At 50.3% G+C, this 21716-nt stretch carries 17 protein-coding genes; 14 read left to right on the top strand and 3 right to left on the bottom strand.

Translation table 11 applies throughout. The features are described 5' to 3' along the window. The first annotated feature begins 665 nt into the window (after positions 1-665). From ACTRXD_RS19370 to pepN, 4 genes are all read left to right on the top strand, one after another. Complete coding sequence (locus tag ACTRXD_RS19370) at positions 666-944, top strand: type II toxin-antitoxin system RelE/ParE family toxin (RefSeq protein ID WP_442433417.1); 279 nt, start codon at positions 666-668, stop codon at positions 942-944. Positions 945-956: 12 nt separating this feature from the next. Then, positions 957-1277: a HigA family addiction module antitoxin gene (locus ACTRXD_RS19365; RefSeq protein ID WP_442433416.1), complete on the top strand. Its 321-nt coding sequence runs from the start codon at positions 957-959 to the stop codon at positions 1275-1277. Between the two features lie 606 nt (positions 1278-1883). Beyond that, the gene (locus tag ACTRXD_RS19360) at positions 1884-2111 is read left to right on the top strand and encodes an addiction module protein (RefSeq protein WP_442433415.1); all 228 of its coding nucleotides are present in this window, start codon (positions 1884-1886) and stop codon (positions 2109-2111) included. A gap of 1561 nt (positions 2112-3672) precedes the next feature. Continuing rightward, on the top strand, positions 3673-6330 hold the full coding sequence (gene pepN, locus ACTRXD_RS19355) for an aminopeptidase N (RefSeq protein ID WP_442433414.1): 2658 nt from the start codon (positions 3673-3675) through the stop codon (positions 6328-6330). Between the two features lie 78 nt (positions 6331-6408). Here pepN and ACTRXD_RS19350 read toward each other — a convergent pair whose 3' ends face one another. Continuing rightward, entirely contained in the window at positions 6409-6636 is a 228-nt protein-coding gene (locus ACTRXD_RS19350; protein ID WP_442433413.1) for a hypothetical protein, read from the bottom strand. A 446-nt stretch (positions 6637-7082) separates the two neighbouring features. Between ACTRXD_RS19350 and ACTRXD_RS19345 the strand changes: the two genes are divergently transcribed. From ACTRXD_RS19345 to ACTRXD_RS19300, 10 genes are all read left to right on the top strand, one after another. Next, the gene (locus ACTRXD_RS19345; RefSeq protein WP_442433412.1) at positions 7083-7325 is read left to right on the top strand and encodes a hypothetical protein; all 243 of its coding nucleotides are present in this window, start codon (positions 7083-7085) and stop codon (positions 7323-7325) included. Beyond that, positions 7322-7540, top strand: coding sequence for a DUF2283 domain-containing protein (locus ACTRXD_RS19340; protein ID WP_442433411.1), 219 nt, complete (start codon positions 7322-7324; stop codon positions 7538-7540). The genes ACTRXD_RS19345 and ACTRXD_RS19340 overlap by 4 nt, the downstream gene beginning before the upstream one ends. 395 nt (positions 7541-7935) lie before the next feature. Then, positions 7936-8364, top strand: coding sequence for a type II toxin-antitoxin system MqsA family antitoxin (locus tag ACTRXD_RS19335; protein WP_442433410.1), 429 nt, complete (start codon positions 7936-7938; stop codon positions 8362-8364). Between the two features lie 1008 nt (positions 8365-9372). Then, positions 9373-12183, top strand: a complete 2811-nt coding sequence (locus ACTRXD_RS19330; protein WP_442433409.1) for a type I restriction endonuclease subunit R — start codon at positions 9373-9375, stop codon at positions 12181-12183. A 33-nt stretch (positions 12184-12216) separates the two neighbouring features. Beyond that, a complete protein-coding gene (locus ACTRXD_RS19325) occupies positions 12217-13881 on the top strand; it encodes a type I restriction-modification system subunit M (RefSeq protein WP_442433408.1) in 1665 nt (554 codons plus the stop codon). Next, on the top strand, positions 13878-15485 hold the full coding sequence (locus ACTRXD_RS19320) for a restriction endonuclease subunit S (protein ID WP_442433407.1): 1608 nt from the start codon (positions 13878-13880) through the stop codon (positions 15483-15485). The genes ACTRXD_RS19325 and ACTRXD_RS19320 overlap by 4 nt, the downstream gene beginning before the upstream one ends. Beyond that, on the top strand, positions 15482-17281 hold the full coding sequence (locus ACTRXD_RS19315; RefSeq protein ID WP_442433406.1) for a restriction system-associated AAA family ATPase: 1800 nt from the start codon (positions 15482-15484) through the stop codon (positions 17279-17281). The genes ACTRXD_RS19320 and ACTRXD_RS19315 overlap by 4 nt, the downstream gene beginning before the upstream one ends. After that, the gene (locus ACTRXD_RS19310; RefSeq protein WP_442433405.1) at positions 17281-18369 is read left to right on the top strand and encodes an HNH endonuclease; all 1089 of its coding nucleotides are present in this window, start codon (positions 17281-17283) and stop codon (positions 18367-18369) included. The genes ACTRXD_RS19315 and ACTRXD_RS19310 overlap by 1 nt, the downstream gene beginning before the upstream one ends. Positions 18370-18490: 121 nt before the next feature. Then, on the top strand, positions 18491-19378 hold the full coding sequence (locus ACTRXD_RS19305; RefSeq protein WP_442433404.1) for a restriction endonuclease: 888 nt from the start codon (positions 18491-18493) through the stop codon (positions 19376-19378). Positions 19379-19455: 77 nt separating this feature from the next. Next, entirely contained in the window at positions 19456-19647 is a 192-nt protein-coding gene (locus ACTRXD_RS19300; protein ID WP_442433403.1) for a hypothetical protein, read from the top strand. Positions 19648-19675: 28 nt separating this feature from the next. On the opposite strand, the gene ACTRXD_RS19295 is transcribed toward ACTRXD_RS19300, so the two are convergent. Together ACTRXD_RS19295 and ACTRXD_RS19290 are read right to left on the bottom strand one after the other, a co-directional pair. Beyond that, a complete protein-coding gene (locus ACTRXD_RS19295) occupies positions 19676-20062 on the bottom strand; it encodes a hypothetical protein (RefSeq protein WP_442433402.1) in 387 nt (128 codons plus the stop codon). A gap of 75 nt (positions 20063-20137) precedes the next feature. Beyond that, positions 20138-21073 (bottom strand): PGN_0703 family putative restriction endonuclease, encoded by a 936-nt coding sequence (locus ACTRXD_RS19290; protein ID WP_442433401.1) that lies wholly within the window; start codon positions 21071-21073, stop codon positions 20138-20140. Positions 21074-21716 lie beyond the last annotated feature (643 nt).

Raw genomic sequence — 21716 nt, 5'->3', positions numbered from 1 at the left:
ATGTTTGAGCCCGGCGAGTTGGGCCGCCCTAGCCTTAGGTCACCCCCTGACATTCGATATCGAAGATCCCTCTTCCTTCCCACATTCTCCCCGGCATTGTCATCCTGATCCATTCGACTTCGCTCAGGACAAGGGCCTGCGAAGGATCTGAGCCCAGCTCAACCCTGCACATCAAAACCCGATGGTTGAAAAAGGTCCCACCTTCGCACCACCTGCACGTCCGCCAAACGGGCGAACCAATCAACAAGCGGCCCACTGCCCCGACGCCTGCCGGCTGGCCCAAAGGAGAGACACTCTTCGCATCTCGCGGTCCGTGTCTGAGCCTTGCGAGTTGGGCCGCTCTTCAAAAAGTTCGCGTCCCTCCTCTCCAAGAAAGCCAGACGGGGCGGCAATGGTTTTGGCCACTTTTGCTGAAACAAAAGGGACTCGTCGCCCGGGGACGAAACCCCGGAAGCCCTGAAACAGGAAAAGACACATCAACCCAGCGCTCCGCTCCCGGGCCGACATCACACCAGACAGTCGTCATCCAACACCATCCTTGTTTTAAAGAAACAGAGCGCCACTCAGAAGAGGCACAGAGTTGGGACGCATTGACCGGTTCCGTTCTTCATGGTTAAATAACGGCACCATTTTTACTTTTTACGTATCCCATAAAATATGACGGAATGATTAAGAGCTTTAAGGACAAAACCACCGAAGAGTTCTATGGCGGAAAAGCGATAAAGCATTTTTCGGGTTTCAAAAGGATAGCTGAGAGGAAACTGACAATGCTGGATTGTGCCACCGAATTACGTGACCTGCTAGCGCCTCCCGCCAATCGCCTTGAAAAATTAAAAGGAGATCGGGCCGGGCAGCACAGCATTCGCATTAATGATCAGTGGCGGATTTGTTTTGTATGGAAGCCGGACGGACCCTACGAAGTCGAAATAACCGATTATCACTAAGGAGACGGCAACATGGTAAAAAACGACATGCGCCCCATTCATCCGGGAGAGGTATTACTGGAAGAGTTCTTACAACCTTCTAATCCCCCACTCAACGCCAACACCCTGGCCAAGGCACTTGGCGTACCAGCCAATCGGATTACCGCCATCCTCAAAGGACAGCGAGGCATCACCGGCGATACGGCGTTACGACTGGGGACATTTTTCAACACGTCAGCTGAATTCTGGATGAACTTGCAGAAAGCCTATGAGCTGCGCCTGGCCGAAAAGGCCCTGTCCAGCAAAATCAAAAAACACATCCAGAAAAGCCGGGAATCCCTCATTTCAATCTAAGAGACCCCTGGAATCAACTCGACCTTCCGTTCATTCCGTGGTCAGCAGAAAAGATAAACGCGATTCCCCCCTACACTCCACCTTCAAGTTAGCCAACCAAGCTAACGCGTAAATCATCAGGCGGCCCATTGCCCCGACGCCTGCCGGCTGGCCCCAGGGAGGGACGCTCTTATCCGTTGCGGGCATTGTCTGAGCCCGGCGAGTTGGGCCGCTCTTCAAAAAGTTCGCGTCCCTCCTCTCCAAGAAAGCCAGACGGGGCGTCAATGGTTTTGGCCACTTTTGCCGAAACAAAAGGGACTCGTCGCCCGGGGACGAAACCCCGGAAGCTCTGAAAAAAGAAGAGACGCACCAAGCCAGCGCTCCGCTCCCAGGGCAACCCACGAAATCCCCCCCCCCTCACATCCTCCTCAACATTCGCAACCAGGCAACACATTCATCTTGGTCTTTCCCTCCGAGCTCTCCGGTATACACGAAATCCATAATCGAAAATCAAGCTTCCCCAAACCCATCTATCCTTTCTCCCAAGGGTTAAGTAGGATAGGATTTTTCTAAAGCTATGACAGAATGAATTTTCGAAAAAGTACAAAGGAACCAAGGAGAAAGTGTATGCGACAACAATCCCAAGCCATACTGGAACAAGCACTCAAATTAACGGCACAGGAACGAGCCGCGGTGGCCCAGCAATTGATCCAAAGCCTGGATCCCGTCCTGGAAGCCGGGGTGGAAGAGGCATGGCAAGAGGAAATTCAACAACGCATAGCAGACTTGGATAATGGTGTGGCCACTACCATTCCCTGGGAAGAGGTTCAACGCCGGATGACCCATGGAAAATGATGGGAGCATTATTTTCCATTCCGAAGCCTTCGCTGAACTCGAACAAGCGCACACCTGGTATGAAGGCCAAGCACCCGGCATAGGAGGTGTATTTTTCCAAGAAGTCCAATACGCCGTCGCTCGAATACACGAAACCCCGGAAGCATAGCCTGCCTTTTCCCACGGAACAAAAAGATTCCTTCTTCACCGGTTTCCTTATGCGGTGGTCTATAGAGTAAAATCAGGGACGGTTCAAGTTTTTGCCGTCATGCATCTTAAACGAAAACCCGGGTATTGGACTCGACGCAAGTTTTAAAGTACCCCCTCTCCCTCCGGTTATACCCTCCCTTTAACACCCTCGACTTAATCAGCCCTGCCATCCGTCAATCATTCATCCGTCTCCCGCACTCCTCTCGTCCTTTCTCTTGCATGGAAATAACTCAAAAATTCTCCTCCTATGTTCCGACGCCTGCCGGCTGGCCCAAGGTTCGTACAGCAAGGTATCCCGTTCTGAGGCTATGCCGCCACAAGGCGGCAATACTTAGGTCACCCCGGACATTCGATATCGGTGACCTATCTTCCACTTCTTTCAAGAGACTCACCTGGCTTGGTGGCATGGCCGAGCAGTGCAACCGGTCCTGACCTTCGCTCTCCCGTCATCACTTCAATGCCCGCTCTTTCATAGGTCCGTGAAACTTTCGTCTTTTGCTTCCGACGCCTGCCGGCTGGCCCCCGGGAGGGGCGCTCTTCGCATCTAGCGGCCCTTCTCTGAGCCCCGCGAGTTGGGCCGCTCTTCTCCGATTAGCGTCTCTCCCCTCCCAGAAAGCCAGACGGGGCGTCAATGGTTTTGGTCCCTTTTGCCGAAACAAAAGGGACTCGTCGTCCGGGGACGAAACCCCGGAGGCCCAAACTTCCATCAAAAAACCTACTCACGCCCCCCTTCGCCTCATACCCCAAGCTCTTCCTTCCGTTTTCAACTATTGGAGTGGATGTGGGGTTATACTCCAGGGTGCGACGGCCCATTGTGCCTTGTATGGACTTGATCGAAGAAAAGGGACACGGTATCGTGATTGAGAAATCATCGGCCAAGTAGTCAAGCAAATGTTCGCATCTCTGAAAGCCACACATCCCACCATCCCATAGCTACACATTTCTGGCTGCGGCCCGGCTTAAATTTTTGGCGGGAGAACGTGTTCGACACGTCAATGCCCTGGCGGGCATGACCAACTGGACACAGGGAAGTGCCAATGCATGACGGGAGAGCCTATAAAAGGTTACAACATGAAGCGAAGTCTCACTGAGAAGTGGCTCCCCATATTCTAGAGATCGGAAGGCCGATGTCGATTTCAGCATGCAAACCGATTCCCTCAACACCCATCCCATGGCCACAAAATTTCCGGATGGGATGATGCCTCAGCCGGTTCGACGCAAGAGAGGCCCTTGGGGGTATAATCTAAAAGAGACCGGGAACAGGGGTGAATGGTCAATGAGGGTTTCTCATTCATCCCCTCCGTCTTTTCCCATGAATGTTATTGAAACGCGATCTTAATATTTTTGTTCACAATCCAATGGAGATGATGCCGTGTCTGAAGTAAATACCGTGACATACCTCAAAGATTATCAACAACCGGATTACTGGGTGACCCATGTGGACCTGACGGTGGATTTACGCGAGGGAGAGACGTTGGTCCGCGCCGTCTTACAGGTGAAAAAAAACGGGAATCATGCCAACCCGCTGGTGCTCGATGGCGAAGAACTCGAATTGCTGGAAGTCAAACAGAATAATCAGTCTGTCGCAAAGGGAGGCAATCCGGCAGAAGGCTACGTGGTTGATCGCACATCCCTCTCGCTCCAGCCCGCGCAGGATGCCTTTACGCTAGAAACGCTGGTCAGAATTCATCCTGAACAAAACACGGCACTGGAAGGCCTCTATAAATCAGGAGGCAACTGGTGCACGCAATGCGAGGCGGAAGGATTCCGGCGGATCACCTTCTTCCCTGACCGCCCGGACAATATGGCAACCTACAGCACCAGGATTATTGCCGATCAAATAGCCGCCCCGGTCCTGCTTTCTAACGGCAACCTCATCGATCAGGGGCAACTCGAAAATGGGCGTCATTATACGGTGTGGGAAGATCCCTTCCCCAAGCCCAGTTATTTGTTTGCCCTGGTCGCAGGGGATCTCGCCTGCCTGGATGATACCTACGTAACCGCAAGTGGTCGTCAGGTCATGTTGTGTATTTATGCGGCACCTAAAGACCTCGATAAACTCGGGCATGCCATGGCCTCGCTGAAACAAGCCATGAAATGGGACGAAGACGTATATGGTCGTGAATATGATCTCGACTTGTTCAATATTGTCGCCGTGGACGATTTCAATATGGGGGCCATGGAAAACAAATCCCTGAATATCTTCAACACGAAGTATGTGCTGGCGCATCCCGATACGGCCACCGATGCTGACTATGAAGGCGTGGAAGGGGTGGTGGCGCATGAATATTTTCACAACTGGACCGGCAACCGGGTGACCTGCCGGGACTGGTTTCAGTTATGTTTGAAAGAAGGGTTGACCGTCTTTCGAGATCAGGAATTTTCCGGTGACATGGGGTCACAAGCCGTCAATCGCATTGCCAATGTCAGAATCCTGCGTATGAGTCAATTCCCCGAGGATGCGGGGCCGATGGCGCACCCACCGAGACCGGATCAGTTTGTCACCATCAATAATTTTTACACCGCCACCGTCTACAACAAGGGAGCTGAACTCAACAGGATGTTGCATAGCGTCTTGGGGAAGGAAGATTTTCGCAAAGCGTCTGATATGTATTTTGAACGGTTCGACGGGCAAGCCGTCACCGTGGAAGACTGGGTGCGCTGCATGGAGGAGGCCTCCGGTCGGGACCTCACCCAGTTCATGCTGTGGTATACCCAAGCGGGAACGCCAAAGGTCACAGCCCGGTGGTCCCATGATCAGGCGACCAAAAACTTCACACTCACGCTCGAGCAGCAGGTCCCCACGATCACCAATCAGTCAAACGGGCAACCCAGACACATCCCGGTGAAATTCGGGTTGGTGGGTCCTGACGGGCAGGATGTGGTTCAGGGGGTCCTTGAGCTCACACAGGCGACGCACACCTTTACCTTTGAGAAGGTCCCACCGCATACGGTCCCTTCGCTGTTCCGGCATTTTTCGGCTCCGGTCAATCTGGAGGCTCCGTATACCGACGACCAATTGCGACATCTGATGGTCCATGACCGGGACGGATTCAATCAGTGGGAGGCAGGAAATCGATTCCTGACCACGAATCTCATGGCGCAGGTGGATCGCTATGAACACGGACAAGACATCCTCGTGGGCGACGATGTTCTGGATTCGTTTCGTCGGATTCTGCAACGCCCCGACATTGACCGGGAACTCAAGAGTCTCGCCTTAAGTCTGCCCGTCTACCAGGAAATCGCGCCGCAGCGAGAGGTCATTGATCCGCATGCCATCATCGCGGTTCGGAAGACCTTCTTAGAAACGCTCGGTCGTCAACTGCACGACGAGTTTCTCGAGATGTACAACACCAATTATCATCCCGGCAAGCCGTATGATCGTGCCGATGCCGGTCGCCGCAGTCTACAAAATATCGCGCTCGGGTATTTATCGCATTCAGGAGATGTGGAAGTGGCCAAGTTGGCCGTCAGGCAATATCGCCAGGCCAACAATATGACGGACCGCTATGCGGCCCTCAATATCATCATCAATATGGATGAGGCGCAACCCTATCGGGATGACGTGGCCCAACATTTTTACGATCAATTCAAACATGATGCGTTAGTCGTGGATAAATGGGTCGGAGCCTTTGCCAGATCCCAGGCGGATGATGTGTTACAGATCGTGAAATCCCTCACACAACATGACGCCTTCACACATCCCACCCCGAACAGAATGCGAGCGTTGTATGGGACCTTCTCGCAGGCCAACCCCAAAGGTTTTCATGCAGAAGACGGATCAGGGTATGCCTTTGTCGCAGACTTTCTCATGAAACTGGATGCCAAAAATCCCCAAGTAGCCTCAAGAATGATCGGGGCATTCGAAAAATTCAGGCAGCACCGAACCGATTTACAAACCCACATGGAGGCACAACTCCGTCGTATCGCCGCCATGGAACGGCTTTCACCAGATCTCAGTGAAAAGCTGGAGCGGTACTTGGGAAAGGAAACATATAGCCAGATCATGGCTGGGAAAGGGGATGCGTAAACACCATCTCCCTCATAAACAGAAAAGCCGGCTTAAGGACAGACAAGACTCTCTGTTAACTTTGGCTCTATTGGCAATTTAGATCCCACTCATCTTGTCATTTCCCATTCGAAGCCCATTCCCCTCCTCCATCATCCCCGGCATTGTCATCCTGATCCATTCGACTTTGCTCAGGACAAGGGCCTGCGAAGGATCTGAGCCCAGCTCAAACCCGCACATCGAAACTCGACGGCTGAAAAGGTCCCACATTCCCACCACCTGCAAGTCAGCCAAACGGGCGAACGCACCAATCAACAAGCAGCCCATTGACCCGACGCCTGCCGGCTGGCCCCGAGAGGGACGCTCTTGGCATTTAGCGGCCCTTGTCTGAGCCCGGCGAGTTGGGCCGCTCTTCAAAAAGTTCGCGTCCCTCCCCTCCAAAAAGGCCAGACGGGGGGTCAATGGTTTTGGCTACTTTTGCCGAAACAAAAGTGGCTCGTCGTTCGGGGACGAAATCCCGAAACCTCTGAAATAGAAAGAGATGCACCAAGCAAACGCTCCCTTTCCTGATAGACAGATCCCCTGCAAAAAACCCCCTCACATCACCCAAATCCCCCCTCATCAAATCACCCTTCTCCACCTTCTCTTAATAAAAATGGTTTTCCGGAATCCGGCTTTTCGCGCCTCATCAGCCCAGATCCACCCTCAACAACTTTTCCTAATTGAGCTCCTCAAGACTAGCCATTCATTGAAAAACCAAGTATGTTAGCAGCGTGGAGAGTTACACATTCACAGAATATTTTGAGAATGAAGTATTACGTAAACGCCCATATCTCAAAAAAGACTGGTGCATTCAAGTGGTAGAAAATCCATCCAAGAGCGAACCTCAAGAAGGAAATCGTTTTCGATTTTGGGGACCGATAGCTGAACTTGATGGTCGGATATTACGTGTCATCACACTTGCCGATAAAGTGACCATTCACAATGCCTTTCCTGATCGAGGATTCAGACCATGAAATTGAACTATTACCCAGACACCGATTCACTCTACATAGATCTGACCGAACATCCCAGCGTAGAAAGCCGGGAAGTCTCGGAGGGAATTGTCCTGGATTATGACGCTGCAGGCAATCTGGTAGGCATTGATATTGATAATGCGAGCTCCAAGGTGCATCTCAAGGAATTAACCTTAAATAAACTGCCCGCTTCCATTCATTCCGTAGCCGAATAACAGACCCTTGGGCTTACACAAATGGGGCAGGAATCTACTTTCCAGTACCTCGCCCTTCAAGCCATATCACCATCATGGCTGCGCTCTTCCCTTTTTCAAATAGAACTCTGAAAAATTCTCCTCCTATTTTCCGACGCCTGCCGTCTGGCCCCCAGGGAGGGACGCTCTTCGCATCTAGCGGACCTTGTTTGAGCCATGCGATTTGGTCTACCTACCCTCGGTCATCCCCGACATTCGTTATCGGGGATCCATCCTTCTCTACCATGAGGCTCCCCAGGCCTGGTGGCATGGCCGAGCAGTGCAACCGGCCCCGGAAAAAAAGGCGGGCACTGTTTGAGCCCAGCGAGTTTGCCCGCCACCGGGGCCGGTGAACCGCGGAGGGCACCCGAAGGGCCATGCCACGGCCAAAATGGTTTTGGGTCCTTTTGCCGAAACAAAAGTGGCTCGGCTGCCGGGACGAACCCCGGCAACCATCCTCCATTCTTCATCGAAAATCTCTCTGCTCCTCGAGAAACAAAAATATCGTTGACTTACATGCCTCAATGGAACATATTCATGCCCATGAAAACGACACGGAGGACTCGTTGACACGACAACACCGCCCATCTCAATGCCCGCTCTGTGGCGGCACAAAAAAACCCGGTACGACCACCTTTACAGCCGAGTTGGAGTTTGGCATTGTCGTCGTTCGAAGTGTGCCGGCTTTACTCTGTTCGATGTGTGGTGCCGACTGGATTCAAGATGATATTGCGGCCCGTTTGGAAATGATTGTCAACGAGGCCAAACAAAAGCGGCTGCAAGTCGAAGTCACCACCCTCGCATAATATCTGTTCGTGACCCGCCATCCGATTTGAATCTCTAATTCCTTATCAGAGACATCCACACGTTAGCCAAACGGGCGAACGCACCAATCAACAAGCGGCCCCTTGCCCCGACGCCTGCCGGCTGGCCCCAGGGAGAGACGCTCTACGCATTTAGCGGCCCTTGTCTGAGCCCGGCGAGTTGGGCCGCTCTTCTCCGGTTAGCGTCCCTCCCATCCAAAAAAGCCAGACGGGGCGTCAATGGTTTTGGCCACTTTTGCCGAAACAAAAAGCCTGTCCTGAGCCCGGCCGAAGGAGACCTCGTCGTTCGGGAACGAAACCCCGACATCTATTCACCGTTCCGTGTTTCCAGGGCTTCTTTCTCTTTCATACAAGTCCCTGAAGGCTCCACTCTTTAGTTCCGACGCCTGCCGGCTGGCCCTAGGGAGAGACGCTCTTTTCCCTTGCGGACCGTGTCTGAGCGCAGCGAGTTGGTCCGCTCTTTTCAGATTAGCGTCTCTCCCCTCCAATACGGCCAGACGGGGCGTCATTGGTTTTGGGTCCTTTTGCCGAAACAAAAAGCCTGTCCTGAGCCGGGTCGAAGGAGACCTCGCCCTACGGGGCCGAGACCCGGCAATCCCCCCCCTCGATTCTCCGAAAAATCTTGTGAGAAAAATTTTACTCTGAATTGAATCCAAAAAAGATCTCCCCATTTTTGTGAAACAAACCTAAAGCCTTCAACCCAAAAGTTTTTTCTGTACTTAAATGGATGTCTGAGGTACATTTCCGGATATCAATCTCGGTACAGCATGCCAAAAACTTTGGATACGACCTGAATTACCCCCAAGCAGGTTTATGCCCACGATAGAACGCCTCATTCCCACGCTCGAAAAGTACCTACTCACTTTTTCGAAGAGCTATTGTTAAATTAGGTGAATTTTTCCAAAAATTCTTCAATCGGTGAGTCTAATGTTTAGCCAATGTCCCTACAACACCAATTGTGCAAAGATAACTAACCTAAGAAGTTGAAGCATGGGAAAGTCGGAAGCCCAATGCCGAGCAGAAATCATTGATAGCCAGCTTGGAAAGTCCGGCTGGAATGTCAAAGATCCCTCCCAAGTGATTGAGGAGTTTGACATCTTGACATCTCCGGCAGAAAAGATCGCCGAGCCACGCACGCCTTATGAGGGCCACCAATTTAGCGATTACGTCCTATTGGCTAAAAACGGCAAGCCCCTTGCCGTGGTTGAGGCAAAAAGAACCAGCAAAGATGCGGCCGTCGGTCGAGAACAGGCCAAACAATATTGCTTCAATATTCAGAAACAAATCGGCGGCGAATTACCCTTTTGCTTTTATACCAATGGGCACGAAACCTACTTTTGGGATCTCGACAATTACCCACCTCGCAAAGTCGTGGGTTTCCCCACTCGCGATGACCTTGAACGATTCCAATATATTCGCCGCAACCGCAAACCCCTAACCCAAGAACTGATCAACGCGGCCATTGCAGGCCGCGATTATCAGATCCGCGCCATTCGTGCCGTATTGGAAGGGATTGAACAAAAAAAACGCGACTTTCTCCTTGTCATGGCCACTGGCTCCGGGAAAACCCGAACTTGTATTGCAATGGTTGACGCCCTCATGCGCGCATGCCACGTGGAAAAATCACTTTTTTTGGTCGACCGCATCGCACTCAGAGAACAGGCTTTGGCAGCTTTCAAAGAACATTTGCCCAATGAACCGCGCTGGCCAAACGTGGGAGAAAAACTCATTGCCAAGGATCGGCGAATCTACGTAGCCACGTATCCCACCATGCTGAATATCATCAGGGATGAGTCACAAAACCTCTCGCCCCACTTCTTCGATTTCATCGTCGTCGATGAGAGTCACCGCTCTATCTATAACACCTATGCCGAAATCCTTGCCTATTTCAAAACCACCACAATTGGGCTAACAGCCACACCAACCGACATCATTGACCACAATACCTTCAACCTCTTCCATTGCGAAGATGGCATCCCAACGTTTGCCTATACATACGAAGAAGCAGTCAACCATGTGCCGCCCTACCTCTGCACGTTTCAGGTGATGAAAATTCAAACCAAGTTCCAGATAGAAGGCATTTGCAAGCGAACTATCTCGCTCGAAGACCAGAAAAAACTGCTGCTGGAAGGAAAGGAAATCGAAGAGATCAACTTCGAAGGTTCCCAGCTGGAAAAACAGGTCATCAACAAGGGCACTAACGCGCTAATCGTGAAAGAGTTCATGGAGGAGTGCATCAAAGACCACAACGGGGTACTGCCGGGAAAAACCATCTTTTTTTGTTCAACCATGGCCCATGCCCGCCGCATCGAGGAGATTTTTGACAAACTTTTTCCGCAGTATAAAGGCGAATTGGCCAAAGTCCTGGTTTCGGACGATCCGCGCGTCTATGGCAAGGGGGGCCTGCTTGATCAATTTACCAACAAGGAAATGCCCCGTGTCGCCATCAGCGTGGATATGCTGGATACCGGTATCGACGTGCGCGAGATTGTGAATCTCGTCTTTGCCAAGCCGGTCTATTCTTACACGAAGTTCTGGCAGATGATTGGGCGTGGCACTCGTCTGCTGGAGACCAGCAAACCTAAGCCCTGGTGCACCGAAAAAGACGTGTTCCTCATTCTCGATTGCTGGGATAACTTTGAATACTTCAAACTGCGGCCCAAGGGGAAGGAACTCAAGCCCCAGCTGCCCCTGCCGGTACGGCTTGTCGGACTCCGGCTCGATAAAATTGAAAAAGCTATCGACCTTGGCCAGGCGCGGATTGCCGAACGCGAAATCGCCAAACTGCGCCGGCAAATCAGCCGGCTGCCGCACAGCTCCGTCATCATTAAAGAGGCTTCCGCCGCGTTGACCCAGCTCGAAGAGGAAAACTTCTGGATTACCCTGAACCACCAGCGCATGGAGTTTCTCCGTACCGAGGTCAAGCCGCTATTTCGTACGGTCTCTGAGGCGGACTTCAAGGGCATGCGCTTTGAGCGCGATTTACTGGAGTATTCCTTGGCCAAGCTCAGTGAAGAGCAGGAAAAGGCGGAAACCCTCAAAGAAGGCATCATCGAACAGATCAGCGAACTGCCCCTCTCGGTCAACTTCGTCAAAGCCGAAGAGGATATAATCCGTACCGCCCAGACAAGCCACTACTGGGTCAAAAGCGATGCCAACGAGTTGGAAGATGCCCTCGACGAACTGAACACCCGTCTCGGTCCATTGATGAAATTCCGCGAGCAGCCGACCGGCCTCGGTCCGGTACATCTCGACCTCACCGACGTACTGCACAACAAGGAGCGGGTTGCGTTCGGCCCGCAGCACGAGTCGGTCAGCATTAGTCGTTACCGCGAGATGGTAGAAGAAATGATCACCGAATTGACCGCCCACAATCCCATCTTGCAGAAAATAAAAAACGGGGAAGATGTCACCCCTGATGAAGCCAACGAACTGGTCGAACTGCTCCATGCTGAGCACCCGCACATTACCGAAGACCTCTTACGTCAGGCCTATAAAAACCGCAAGGCGCACTTCATCCAATTCATTCGCCACATCCTCGGCATTGCGATCTTAAAAAGCTTCCCTGAAACAGTCAGCGAGGCCTTTGACCAATTCATCCAGCAACACAGCAACCTGTCCAGCCGCCAACTGGAATTCCTATACCTGCTCAAGGGCTTCATCATCGAGCGAGAGAAGGTGGAAAAGAAAGACCTCATCAACGCGCCCTTCACGGTAATTCATCCGCAGGGCATACGAGGCGTCTTCAGCCCGGCAGAGATCAACGAAATCTTGCAGCTCACCGATGGCCTGGCGGCCTGACGGCGGGCAAGAAACACAGAAAGAATTCATCCTATGCTCCAAAACAACCCCGAACTCCGAAGCAAAATTGATCAGCTCTGGAACAAGTTCTGGTCCGGCGGCATCTCCAACCCGCTCACCGCCATCGAGCAGATCACCTATCTCCTGTTCATGAAACGGCTTGATGAGCTGGATCAGAAAAAGCAGGCCGATGCCGAGTGGACCGGCGAACCCTACACCTCAAAATTCACAGGTGTCTGGATTCCGCCGGAATACCGGGACCGGGATAAGCCTGAACAATATGCCATCGAAAAGGGCACACTGCGCTGGAGCGAGTTCAAGCGTATGCAGGCCGAGGAGATGCTCCCGCACGTCCAGACCAAGGTGTTCCCCTTCCTCAAGGACATCAACGGAGCCGAGTCTACGTTCACCCGACACATGAAGAACGCCGTCTTCATCATCCCCAAACCGATGCTGTTGGTGGAGGCGGTAAAGACCATCGACGAAATCTTCGAGATTATGGAGAGAGATTCGCAAGAGAAGGGGCAGGCCTTTCAAGACATCCAGGGCGATGTTTATGAGATGCTCCTCTCCGAGATCGCCACCGCTGGCAAAAACGGCCAGTTCCGCACCCCACGCCACATCATCAAGCTGATGGTGGAGCTGGTGCAGCCGCAACTCGGGCACCGGATCGGCGATCCGGCCTGCGGGTCCGGCGGCTTTTTGCTGGGGGCCTATCAATACATTGTCACCGATCTGGCGAAAAAGGCAGGTAAAAAAGATCTTCAACCTGATGAGGACGGATTTGTCCGTACCTCGGTGGCCGCCGGGCTCACCGAAAAGGCTCAGGCGATCCTGCAAAGCTCCCTCTTCGGCTACGACATCGACAGCACCATGGTACGCCTGGGACTGATGAACCTGATGATGCACGGCATCGATGCGCCCAACATCGATTACAAGGACACCCTTAGCAAAAGCTACAACGAGGAGGGCGAGTACGACATCGTCATGGCCAACCCGCCATTTACCGGAAGCATCGACAAAGGCGACATCAACGAAGATCTCACCCTCCCCACCACGAAAACCGAACTGTTGTTCGTCGAAAATCTCTACCGCTTGCTGAAAAAGGGGGGCACCGCCTGCGTCATCGTACCCCAAGGAGTGTTGTTCGGTTCCGGCTCTGCGTTCAAGACCTTGCGTCAAATGCTGGCGGAGCGCTGCGACCTCAAGGCCGTCATCACCATGCCCAGCGGTGTGTTCAAGCCATACGCAGGGGTCAGCACGGCCATACTGCTCTTCACCAAGGTCTGGGGGCCGAAGGACAAGATCACGCAACCGGCGACGGAAAACGTTTGGTTCTATGAGATGCAGGCTGACGGTTATTCGCTGGACGACAAGCGCACCAAACAGGAGGGCTATGGCGATTTGCAGGATATCGTCGCCAATTACCACGCCCGCAATCCTGAGACCGATATCGACCGAACGCAGAAGTGTTTTATGGTGCCGCTCGCCGAGATCGCGGACGAGAAAAACAATTACGACCTGTCGCTCTCCCGCTATAAATTGGATGTGTTTGAAGAGGTGGAGTATGAAGCGCCAGGAGTGATTCTGGAGCGGTTACTGAAGGAGGAAGTAGGCGAAGTGCAAGACGCCGATCTAGCTAGGGTGGAAAGCGGGATTGTGCGGGAACTACTGGAGTTGCGGGGAATGATTGGATGAGAAAAGAAAAGCTCTCCACACTTTGCGATGTAAAAAATGGCTACGCTTTTAAAAGCCGCGATTATGTTGATACCGGTTATCGCGTTATAAGAATTACCAATGTACAAAAAGGGGTTGTTGTCGACAACGACCCTAAATTCATTTCTAGGACGATTGCCGACAAATCTTCTAACCTTAAAATGAAACCCGGAGATATATTAATTTCACTTACTGGCAATGTTGGTCGTGTAGGCAGAATTCAGGAATACCATCTACCTGCGGTATTGAACCAACGTGTCGGCCTAATTCGTCCACGGTCAGATGAATTAGACGATCATTTTCTTTTTCAGTACTTGAATTCCGATAATTTTGAAAAAGAAGCCATCAATAATTCATTTGGCGTGGCCCAATTAAATCTAAGCTCGAAATGGGTTGAAAATCATAAAATTCCCCTCCCACCGCTTGACGACCAAAGGCGGATTGCCCATCTGCTTGGCATGGTGGAAGGGCTGATCGCCCGTCGCAAACAACACCTGCAACAACTCGACAACCTGCTCAAAAGCGTCTTTCTGGAGATGTTTGGCGACCCCGTCCGTAATGAGAAGGATTGGGATAAAAAAGCATTTCGTGACGTAACTTTAAAATTTTCTGACGGACCGTTTGGATCTAATTTGAAATCAAGCCATTACCAAAGCGAAGGCATCCGAGTCGTACGACTAAACAATATTGGAGTTTGGGAATTTAACGATTCAGACAAAGCATATGTCAGTCAGCGGCACTATGAAGATGTTCTAAAAAAATACACCTGTATTCCTGGAGATGTCTTAATTGGAACGATGGGCGACCCAAACATAAGAGCCTGTTTATTGCCAGAGAGCATACCTATAGCTATTAACAAAGCGGATTGTGTTTTGTGCCGTGTAAATCCAAATTATTTATCACCATATTATATTTTAGGTTTATTAAATAACCCTGGTGCCCTGAATTTGGTTTCGAATCTTCTGCATGGGCAAACCCGCACTAGGGTAAGCATGGGACAATTGGCAAAGCTGGAAATTGCCATTCCCCCAATCGAACTCCAAAAGCAATTCTCTGTCATTGTCGAAAGGGTCGAGAGCCTTAAGATCCGCTACCAACAAAGCCTGACCGATCTGGAAAGCCTTTATGGTGCATTGAGCCAGAAAGCGTTTAAGGGCGAGCTGGATTTGTCGCGAGTGCCGCTGCCGGTGGAAACCACGGTAGAAATTCCCTATGAGTCGCTCCAAACTATCGCAACAGAAACTGTTTTTGAACTTCCTAAGCCAATTGATCTGGCGGCCTTGAAAACTCCTGATGGGCGAAAAGCGCTGATGGATGAGTGGCTGAATGCCTGGTTAGAAAATTTGGAGGATGCCCCCTTTGCCTCCCAAGAATTTATGGAGGCCGCCCGACAACGGCAATGGGAACAGGCGGAAGACGACGTACCGGAATGGGGCCTTGCTGAATATGACTACATCAAGTCCTGGGTTTTCGAGCAAATTCAATTGAACAAACTTAAGCAGACCAGAAATACCATCTATGTAAATGGGAAGCCCAAGTTCGGCAATCAAGTCTTTTTACGAACTCGGAATCCTAAATTTTTATGAGGTTGGTATGCCTTAAAATTAGCGACCCCAAGGGTTTTCGTAGCCTGCAGGCAGGTTTCGAGTATTATTTCCGTAGCGAATGGGACCTGCAGGAGGAACAGGGTTTTGCTCCATTTGTTTGTGCCGGTCCCAATGGCAGCGGTAAGTCGAACCTGCTGGAGGCACTGGCGGCGATCTTCTACCACCTGGACTGCATCTATCTGGAAAATCTGCCGGACAGCTTCCGCTATGACGAAGACACTAATCCCTATGGCTTCCACAGCGAAAAAGCGACACCGGATGGCTTCGAGATCGAATACCTGATCCACCCGCCGCAATCGCTCAAGGTCAGAGGGCACGATGGACAAGCCCATGTCCGCATCGATAAACGACCATGTGAAGCGCCCAAGTGGTTTCTGCTCAATCCTGAAGAGCAGGAAGGCGAAATGGAATTGACCCCAGGCCAGACTCTGGCTCGGCAACTGCTGCCAAAGTACATCCTCGGTTACTCCTCCGGCGAGAACGAAATTCTGAGCCTACCGTTTTTTAAGATGCGCTTTATCCAGTTTGACGAATACTGGCAAGCCCTGAAACAACAGTTGCCCTATCCCGGCCGGCCGGAATCGCGCCTGGTGTATCTGGACAGCAGCTTCAGCCAAGCCATTCTGCTCTGTATCCTGTTGTTTCAGGATGATAACGCGCTTACATCGTTCCGCGAGGATGTGAAAATTAAAGAACTTAGAGAGTTCCGCATCATCATCCGGAAAAAAATTGAAATTACCACCGAACAAGTTTTTGGATTCAATAGTGGGGGGAGCCCCCCATTTGAGAACGTATCTGAAATTGTAAACTTCCATCCCGCCCTATCTATTTCAGGAGAGGGCGAAAACGGCAACCAGAAATTTTTATGCAATCTCACCAGTTTGCTGGAGGGGGATGAGAGGGCTTCACCCAGAATAGATGGAATCATTAATCGCCTGAAACGATGTGCCACCTGCTGGTACCTGGACGAGGATGAGGACACGCTCTATCTTGATTACCTCGTCAACGAGGCAACCCGAGAAGTCTTCCGTGAAAACTTCGACTTTGCGGTGAACCGCTCACCCATCGCCCTGTTCCAGGCATTTCAGGTGCTGTTGACGCTCAACCTGTTTTCTGCAAGTGAAGATCTCAAAAAAGATCTCTATCAATCCGACAGCCTTTATGTCAGCGAGACGGTGCCAATCCTGGCTTCAGATGAGCGCATCATGCGGTTCAAAAACTTTTGGGTGACTAAGACCGATGTAAACGAACCCGTCCTACTGAAAAGTTTCTCCGACGGCGAGCATCAATTGCTGCACACCCTGGGCCTCTGCTTGTTGTTTAAAAACAGCCAAAGCCTGTTTTTGCTGGATGAGCCGGAGACTCACTTCAACCCAGACTGGCGCGCCAACTTTGTCACCCGCCTACAGCAAAGTTTCAATGCCAGCGACGGGCACGAAATGTTGGTCACCACCCACACGCCTTTTCTGATCTCCGACAGCAGGCCGGAAAAGGTGCTGGTGTTCAACAAGGCCGATGGCGTGGTCACCGTGCGCCGCCCCGACTACAACACCCTAGGCGCGTCCATCAACAAAATCACCATGGCCACCTTTGACAAACGGGAAACCATTGGCCTTCGCGCTCAAACAATGCTTGATGATTTCAGATCTCGTTCGGAAGAGGACAACGCGAACAAAGAGCAGCTCATCGCCGATATCAACCATCAGCTCGGCGATTCGGTGGAAAAGGTACTGCTAATCAAGACCATCCTCGACAGCATGGATACACAAGGCTAATGCTATTTCCCTATAAATATGTTCCCCACCAGATGGAGAAGATGCAGGAATTCATCGACTTCATCTTTTATGAAGTGTGGTGTGAGGCTCCAGGAAATGGGCCATTCTGTCTTGACCTGTTTAACGCTAATGTGGACCTCAAAGAAGTCATGGAGACCTTTTACTATTCTGACGCCAAAGGAGCGTACTTTTTTTCTGGCCATGTCGAACGCATCTATGGCCACTTTGCGACATTGGCAACAGCGCAGGTTATGCAGTTCAAACAGTGGTATCAAGCAAATAATGACATCGAAAAGGTGTGCGGTAATGATCCTACTTTAAACATTGCTCGGTACGTCGATATCGCTCCAACTCATCAAGAATTAAGCGAACAGCTCTCTGTTTTCTTTAAAGGGCTCTATTCGCTGAATCTTGCAGCACTTAAAGCAAAAATTGGCGACCTCGACGACCATTATCAGAATTTCATGAAGGAAAATTTCATAGGAAAATGCCCTTTTTGTGGGATGGCCGATATGCAGGGGTTCTACCACTCGAAACGGGAAGCCTATGATCATTATTTGCCCAAATCCCTGTATCCCTTTAACTCGATGAATTGTAAAAATCTGGTCCCTGCATGTCATCACTGCAATAGCACCTATAAATCCAGCCAAGACCCAGCGTATGCACCCAAAGATCCAGCCCTTGCGGCCACCAGACGAAAAGTGTTTTACCCGTACACTACCCACGGCTATCACATAGATATACAAATTGAACTAAAGAAGACGGATGTGGAGTATTTGACGCCCAACGATATCGAAATTGAATTTGGCCCGGCGTCGCTGAGTGAGGAAATAGAAACCTGGAAAGACGTTTACGGCATTGAAGAACGGTATAAAGCCAAGTGCTGTTGCGAAAGTGATGGAAAGTATTGGCTTACCCAAGTCCTTGACGAATGGAAGGAAGAGGGCCGCGCACCCGCCGATTATCTGAAAACATTGACCCGACAGGCCGATACAAGCCCCTTTGCCGACAGCAACTTTCTAAAAAAAGCATTCCTTGAAGGCTGCGATCGTGCAGGCCTGTTTAACGTGAATAATGAGGGTGCTTGAAGAAGTAAACACCAGATAGGGTATTGTTATGTCATCACTCCAGAAATCATCGACGACCTCGAAGCCGCCCTCGAACAATTCCGACTCATTGCCAATGATTTAGGTATGGAGGAACGTGCTGATGGGTAAAGGTATTACTCGTGAAAGAACAGGTTATTTGCTTCAAGAACTTTTCAAAGTACTTGTGTCGAATCCTGATGGCATTCAGGCTAGAAATGCCATAGAAACACTCGTGGGGAAAATAGATCTTACAGAGCACGAAAAGGGTGAATATGAAAATGGTGGCCGACGCTTTGATAAAATTCTTCGGTTTGCAACTTTGGGCCCGATGAAAGCTGGATGGATGACCAAAAATAAAGGCATATGGTCTCTCACTGAAACTGGCGAGGAGGCATTAAAGAATTTCCCAAACCCTGCGCATTTTTATCAAGAAGCATCTCGTTTATATTATCAGTGGCGTCGGACTCAACCAGACCGGGATGTAGAAATAATCGACGATTCTGAACAAGAGCATGAAGCTACCATTACCTTCGAGGAGGCTGAAGAGCAGGCTTGGAAAGAAATTTCAGGGTATCTAGAGAATATTGACCCCTACCACTTGCAAGATTTAGTGGCCGCCTTATTGGAGGCTATGGGGTATTACGTGAGTTGGATTTCTCCCCCTGGAAAGGATGCCGGGCTTGATATAGTTGCCCACACTGATCCCTTGGGTACTAAGCCACCCAGAATTAAAGTTCAGGTTAAGCGAAGAAAAGATAATATTGGGGTGGAAGAGTTACGGTCGTTTCTGGCGTTGATCAATGAAGATGACGTGGGAATTTATGTCACAACGGGAAATTATTCAAAAGAAGCGAGTGTTTTAGCACGGCAACAAGAAAGACGCCGAATCACCTTAATCGATCAAATACGACTGGTCGAATTGTGGATTGAGTATTATGCAAAGTTACCTGATGAAAAGAAAAAATCCCTACCCCTGAAACCCATCTATTTTCTTGCTCCAAATGATTAATCTTCGGTTGGGCTTGTAATCGGGTTCAGCCTATCCAACGTGCAACCAGGCCCCTCGAAGACGGGATGGTCTCCAACATGTGGGAGATCGCCGAGGCGTTAAAGCTTGGGTATAGGTTCGGGCGTCGTGCTTTTGCGCGTGTGTGGCTGGGCACAGATCCTTCGCTGCTGCTCAGGGTGACAATGCGGGATGCCGGAGGATTTGATGTCGGCCGGCTACCTCCCTGGAGGAAGGAAGGAGGAAAGGAAGATGGATTCTCCATTCCTTAACGAACCCACTCGCCAGATTCATTTTCCTTTAGCTCATCTCTTCTATCACGACAACTTCCATTCCGGTGAAACTCTCTAACAACGGTCGCATAATGGCGTCATCCTTTGCGCAAAGCGCGACAGACCGGATTGAAGCAGGTTCGTATTGTTTAATGAGCTCAGCAGAAAACAATGTCTGACCCATCAGATACATTCCCAGTCGATTCGCCTTGGCTTGCACCACAATGACGTCCTGCCCCTTTAGGATGACATCCCGCCAGCTTGCTTTTATTTTTGGTCCTTTTGGCAAAATGACGGCGTCTAATCGTCGCGGACCGTTTCCATTCGCTTGCCGGACTGCAGGGAACTCTTCAATTAAGGTGCCGCCGACCTTTTCCCAATACTTCATAATCATCGGAGTTTCCCGCTTGCTCATGAGTTTCTACCTTTTCTAGGACGTCATTGATTTAGAGGTTCTCCCTCTCCAAACAGCATTTCCCATAAAAAGTCGTTATAAAATATTAAATGCCCGGGCACAGCCCAGGCTTTTATTTTTCAGATACCAGGTTAAATTGGCGAAGGCATCCTGCCCTTTTATGGTCAATTGGAAGAGGTCTTCCCACGTCATATGAGAAAAATGTTTCTTATACTTGGGCTTTAATAGGGAGCGCATATTTCGCATAACGGGATGGCTCTCCGGCCTTCCTCTTTTCACATTCATGACATGTTGGTTCCGGAGGTTCACCACATGCCACTCTGCATCACCTTCCAGTTTGGCCATAGAAGCCGCAAAGATAATATTTCGAAATAATTGTTCATAGAACAGGGGTGGCAGGTTTTCAAGGGCGATAATTTGACTGGCGTCGATGATCGTATTGTTGGTGCAATACCTTTGGATAAGCTTTTCTTTTTTCTTTGGTTTATCCCCCTCGCTCTCTTCTGTATCCCCGGCCAACGAGTTTTTACTCCCAAATTTCGCCTCGATACAAATGACCGCCTTCTGAGGGACGATCAACATAATATCCGGCTCCGTCCCGAATCGTTTCACGTCTCCCTCTAAATGACGGCGAACTTCTTCCAAAGGGGTATATTTGCTAAAGGTCCGATCCTTCAGGTCGATCTTTCCTCCCCACAAATAGAGCTCCACTTCTTCCTCAACTTTTCTCCGCAAAAAATGACTGACGAGCCTCTGCAAAGCTTCCCCATTGGCGAGCAACTCCGTAAACACATTGTAGGTAAGGGCGTCTTCGCTATTTTCATAACATAACCGCCCGGACTCCAATTTATTGCCGTTTTTAAGAAAATTTTCAATGTAATAGTCACTGTGGAATAATAAATTTCTCTTGGTAGCCATAATGAGGGCTTTTCGATCCTGCCCGTTGTGATAGACAAACCCATTGCTATGAACTCGAATGCCGTGTTCAGGACAAAAAGGCAGATACCGCATGGTTCCCTTATATTTTAGAAACGGAGCTTTATGGCGGCTCATATCCGTGGAACAGTTTCTCACGGGACACTGCCTGTTCCATAATCGAGTCACCTGTAGATCATTACGAAGGAAGGACATGGTGCAAGTCGATTGGGCCATTGTTTCGTCTCCTATTGACCAAGTTTTTGGAATTGTCTGCAGTTCCATACAACGTATTTAAAGCCAATCACTGGGGAGGGCCTTCGATCCAGAAGAGGAGTCTCTCCTTCTCATTCATCGGTTCAACACTCCATAAAACTGAATAAAAAGGGCTCATCTAAAGCCTCAAAAACCCCCTCCATACTCTCTCACCATCGACTCCAAGCTCATTACTCGCCCAACTTATCGAATTCTCAAAAAAATTGGGAGAGCGGATGAAGATGGATGCCCGATAACGAATTTCCGGGATGACGGAGAGGGGATAGATTGAGGGACAAGAAAAGATGATTTTCCTTTAAAAGATGTCGGGCAAGACAGGGAAGGATGAATTTCTGTCAGCGACCTGCAAGAATACCTGTAGTGGAAGGAAAGGGATTAACTCTTTTTTGGGATAGTTGATTCCCAGATAGAGAAAAAAGTGGAAGATGCCTTGCAGAAAATGCAGAATGAACCAGTGGTCCTT

Origin of the sequence: Nitrospira sp. T9 (assembly GCF_052156535.1) — a bacterium.
In the GTDB taxonomy this organism is placed as follows: Bacteria; Nitrospirota; Nitrospiria; order Nitrospirales; family UBA8639; genus Nitrospira_E.
This window is presented reverse-complemented; position numbering and strand designations above follow the sequence as displayed.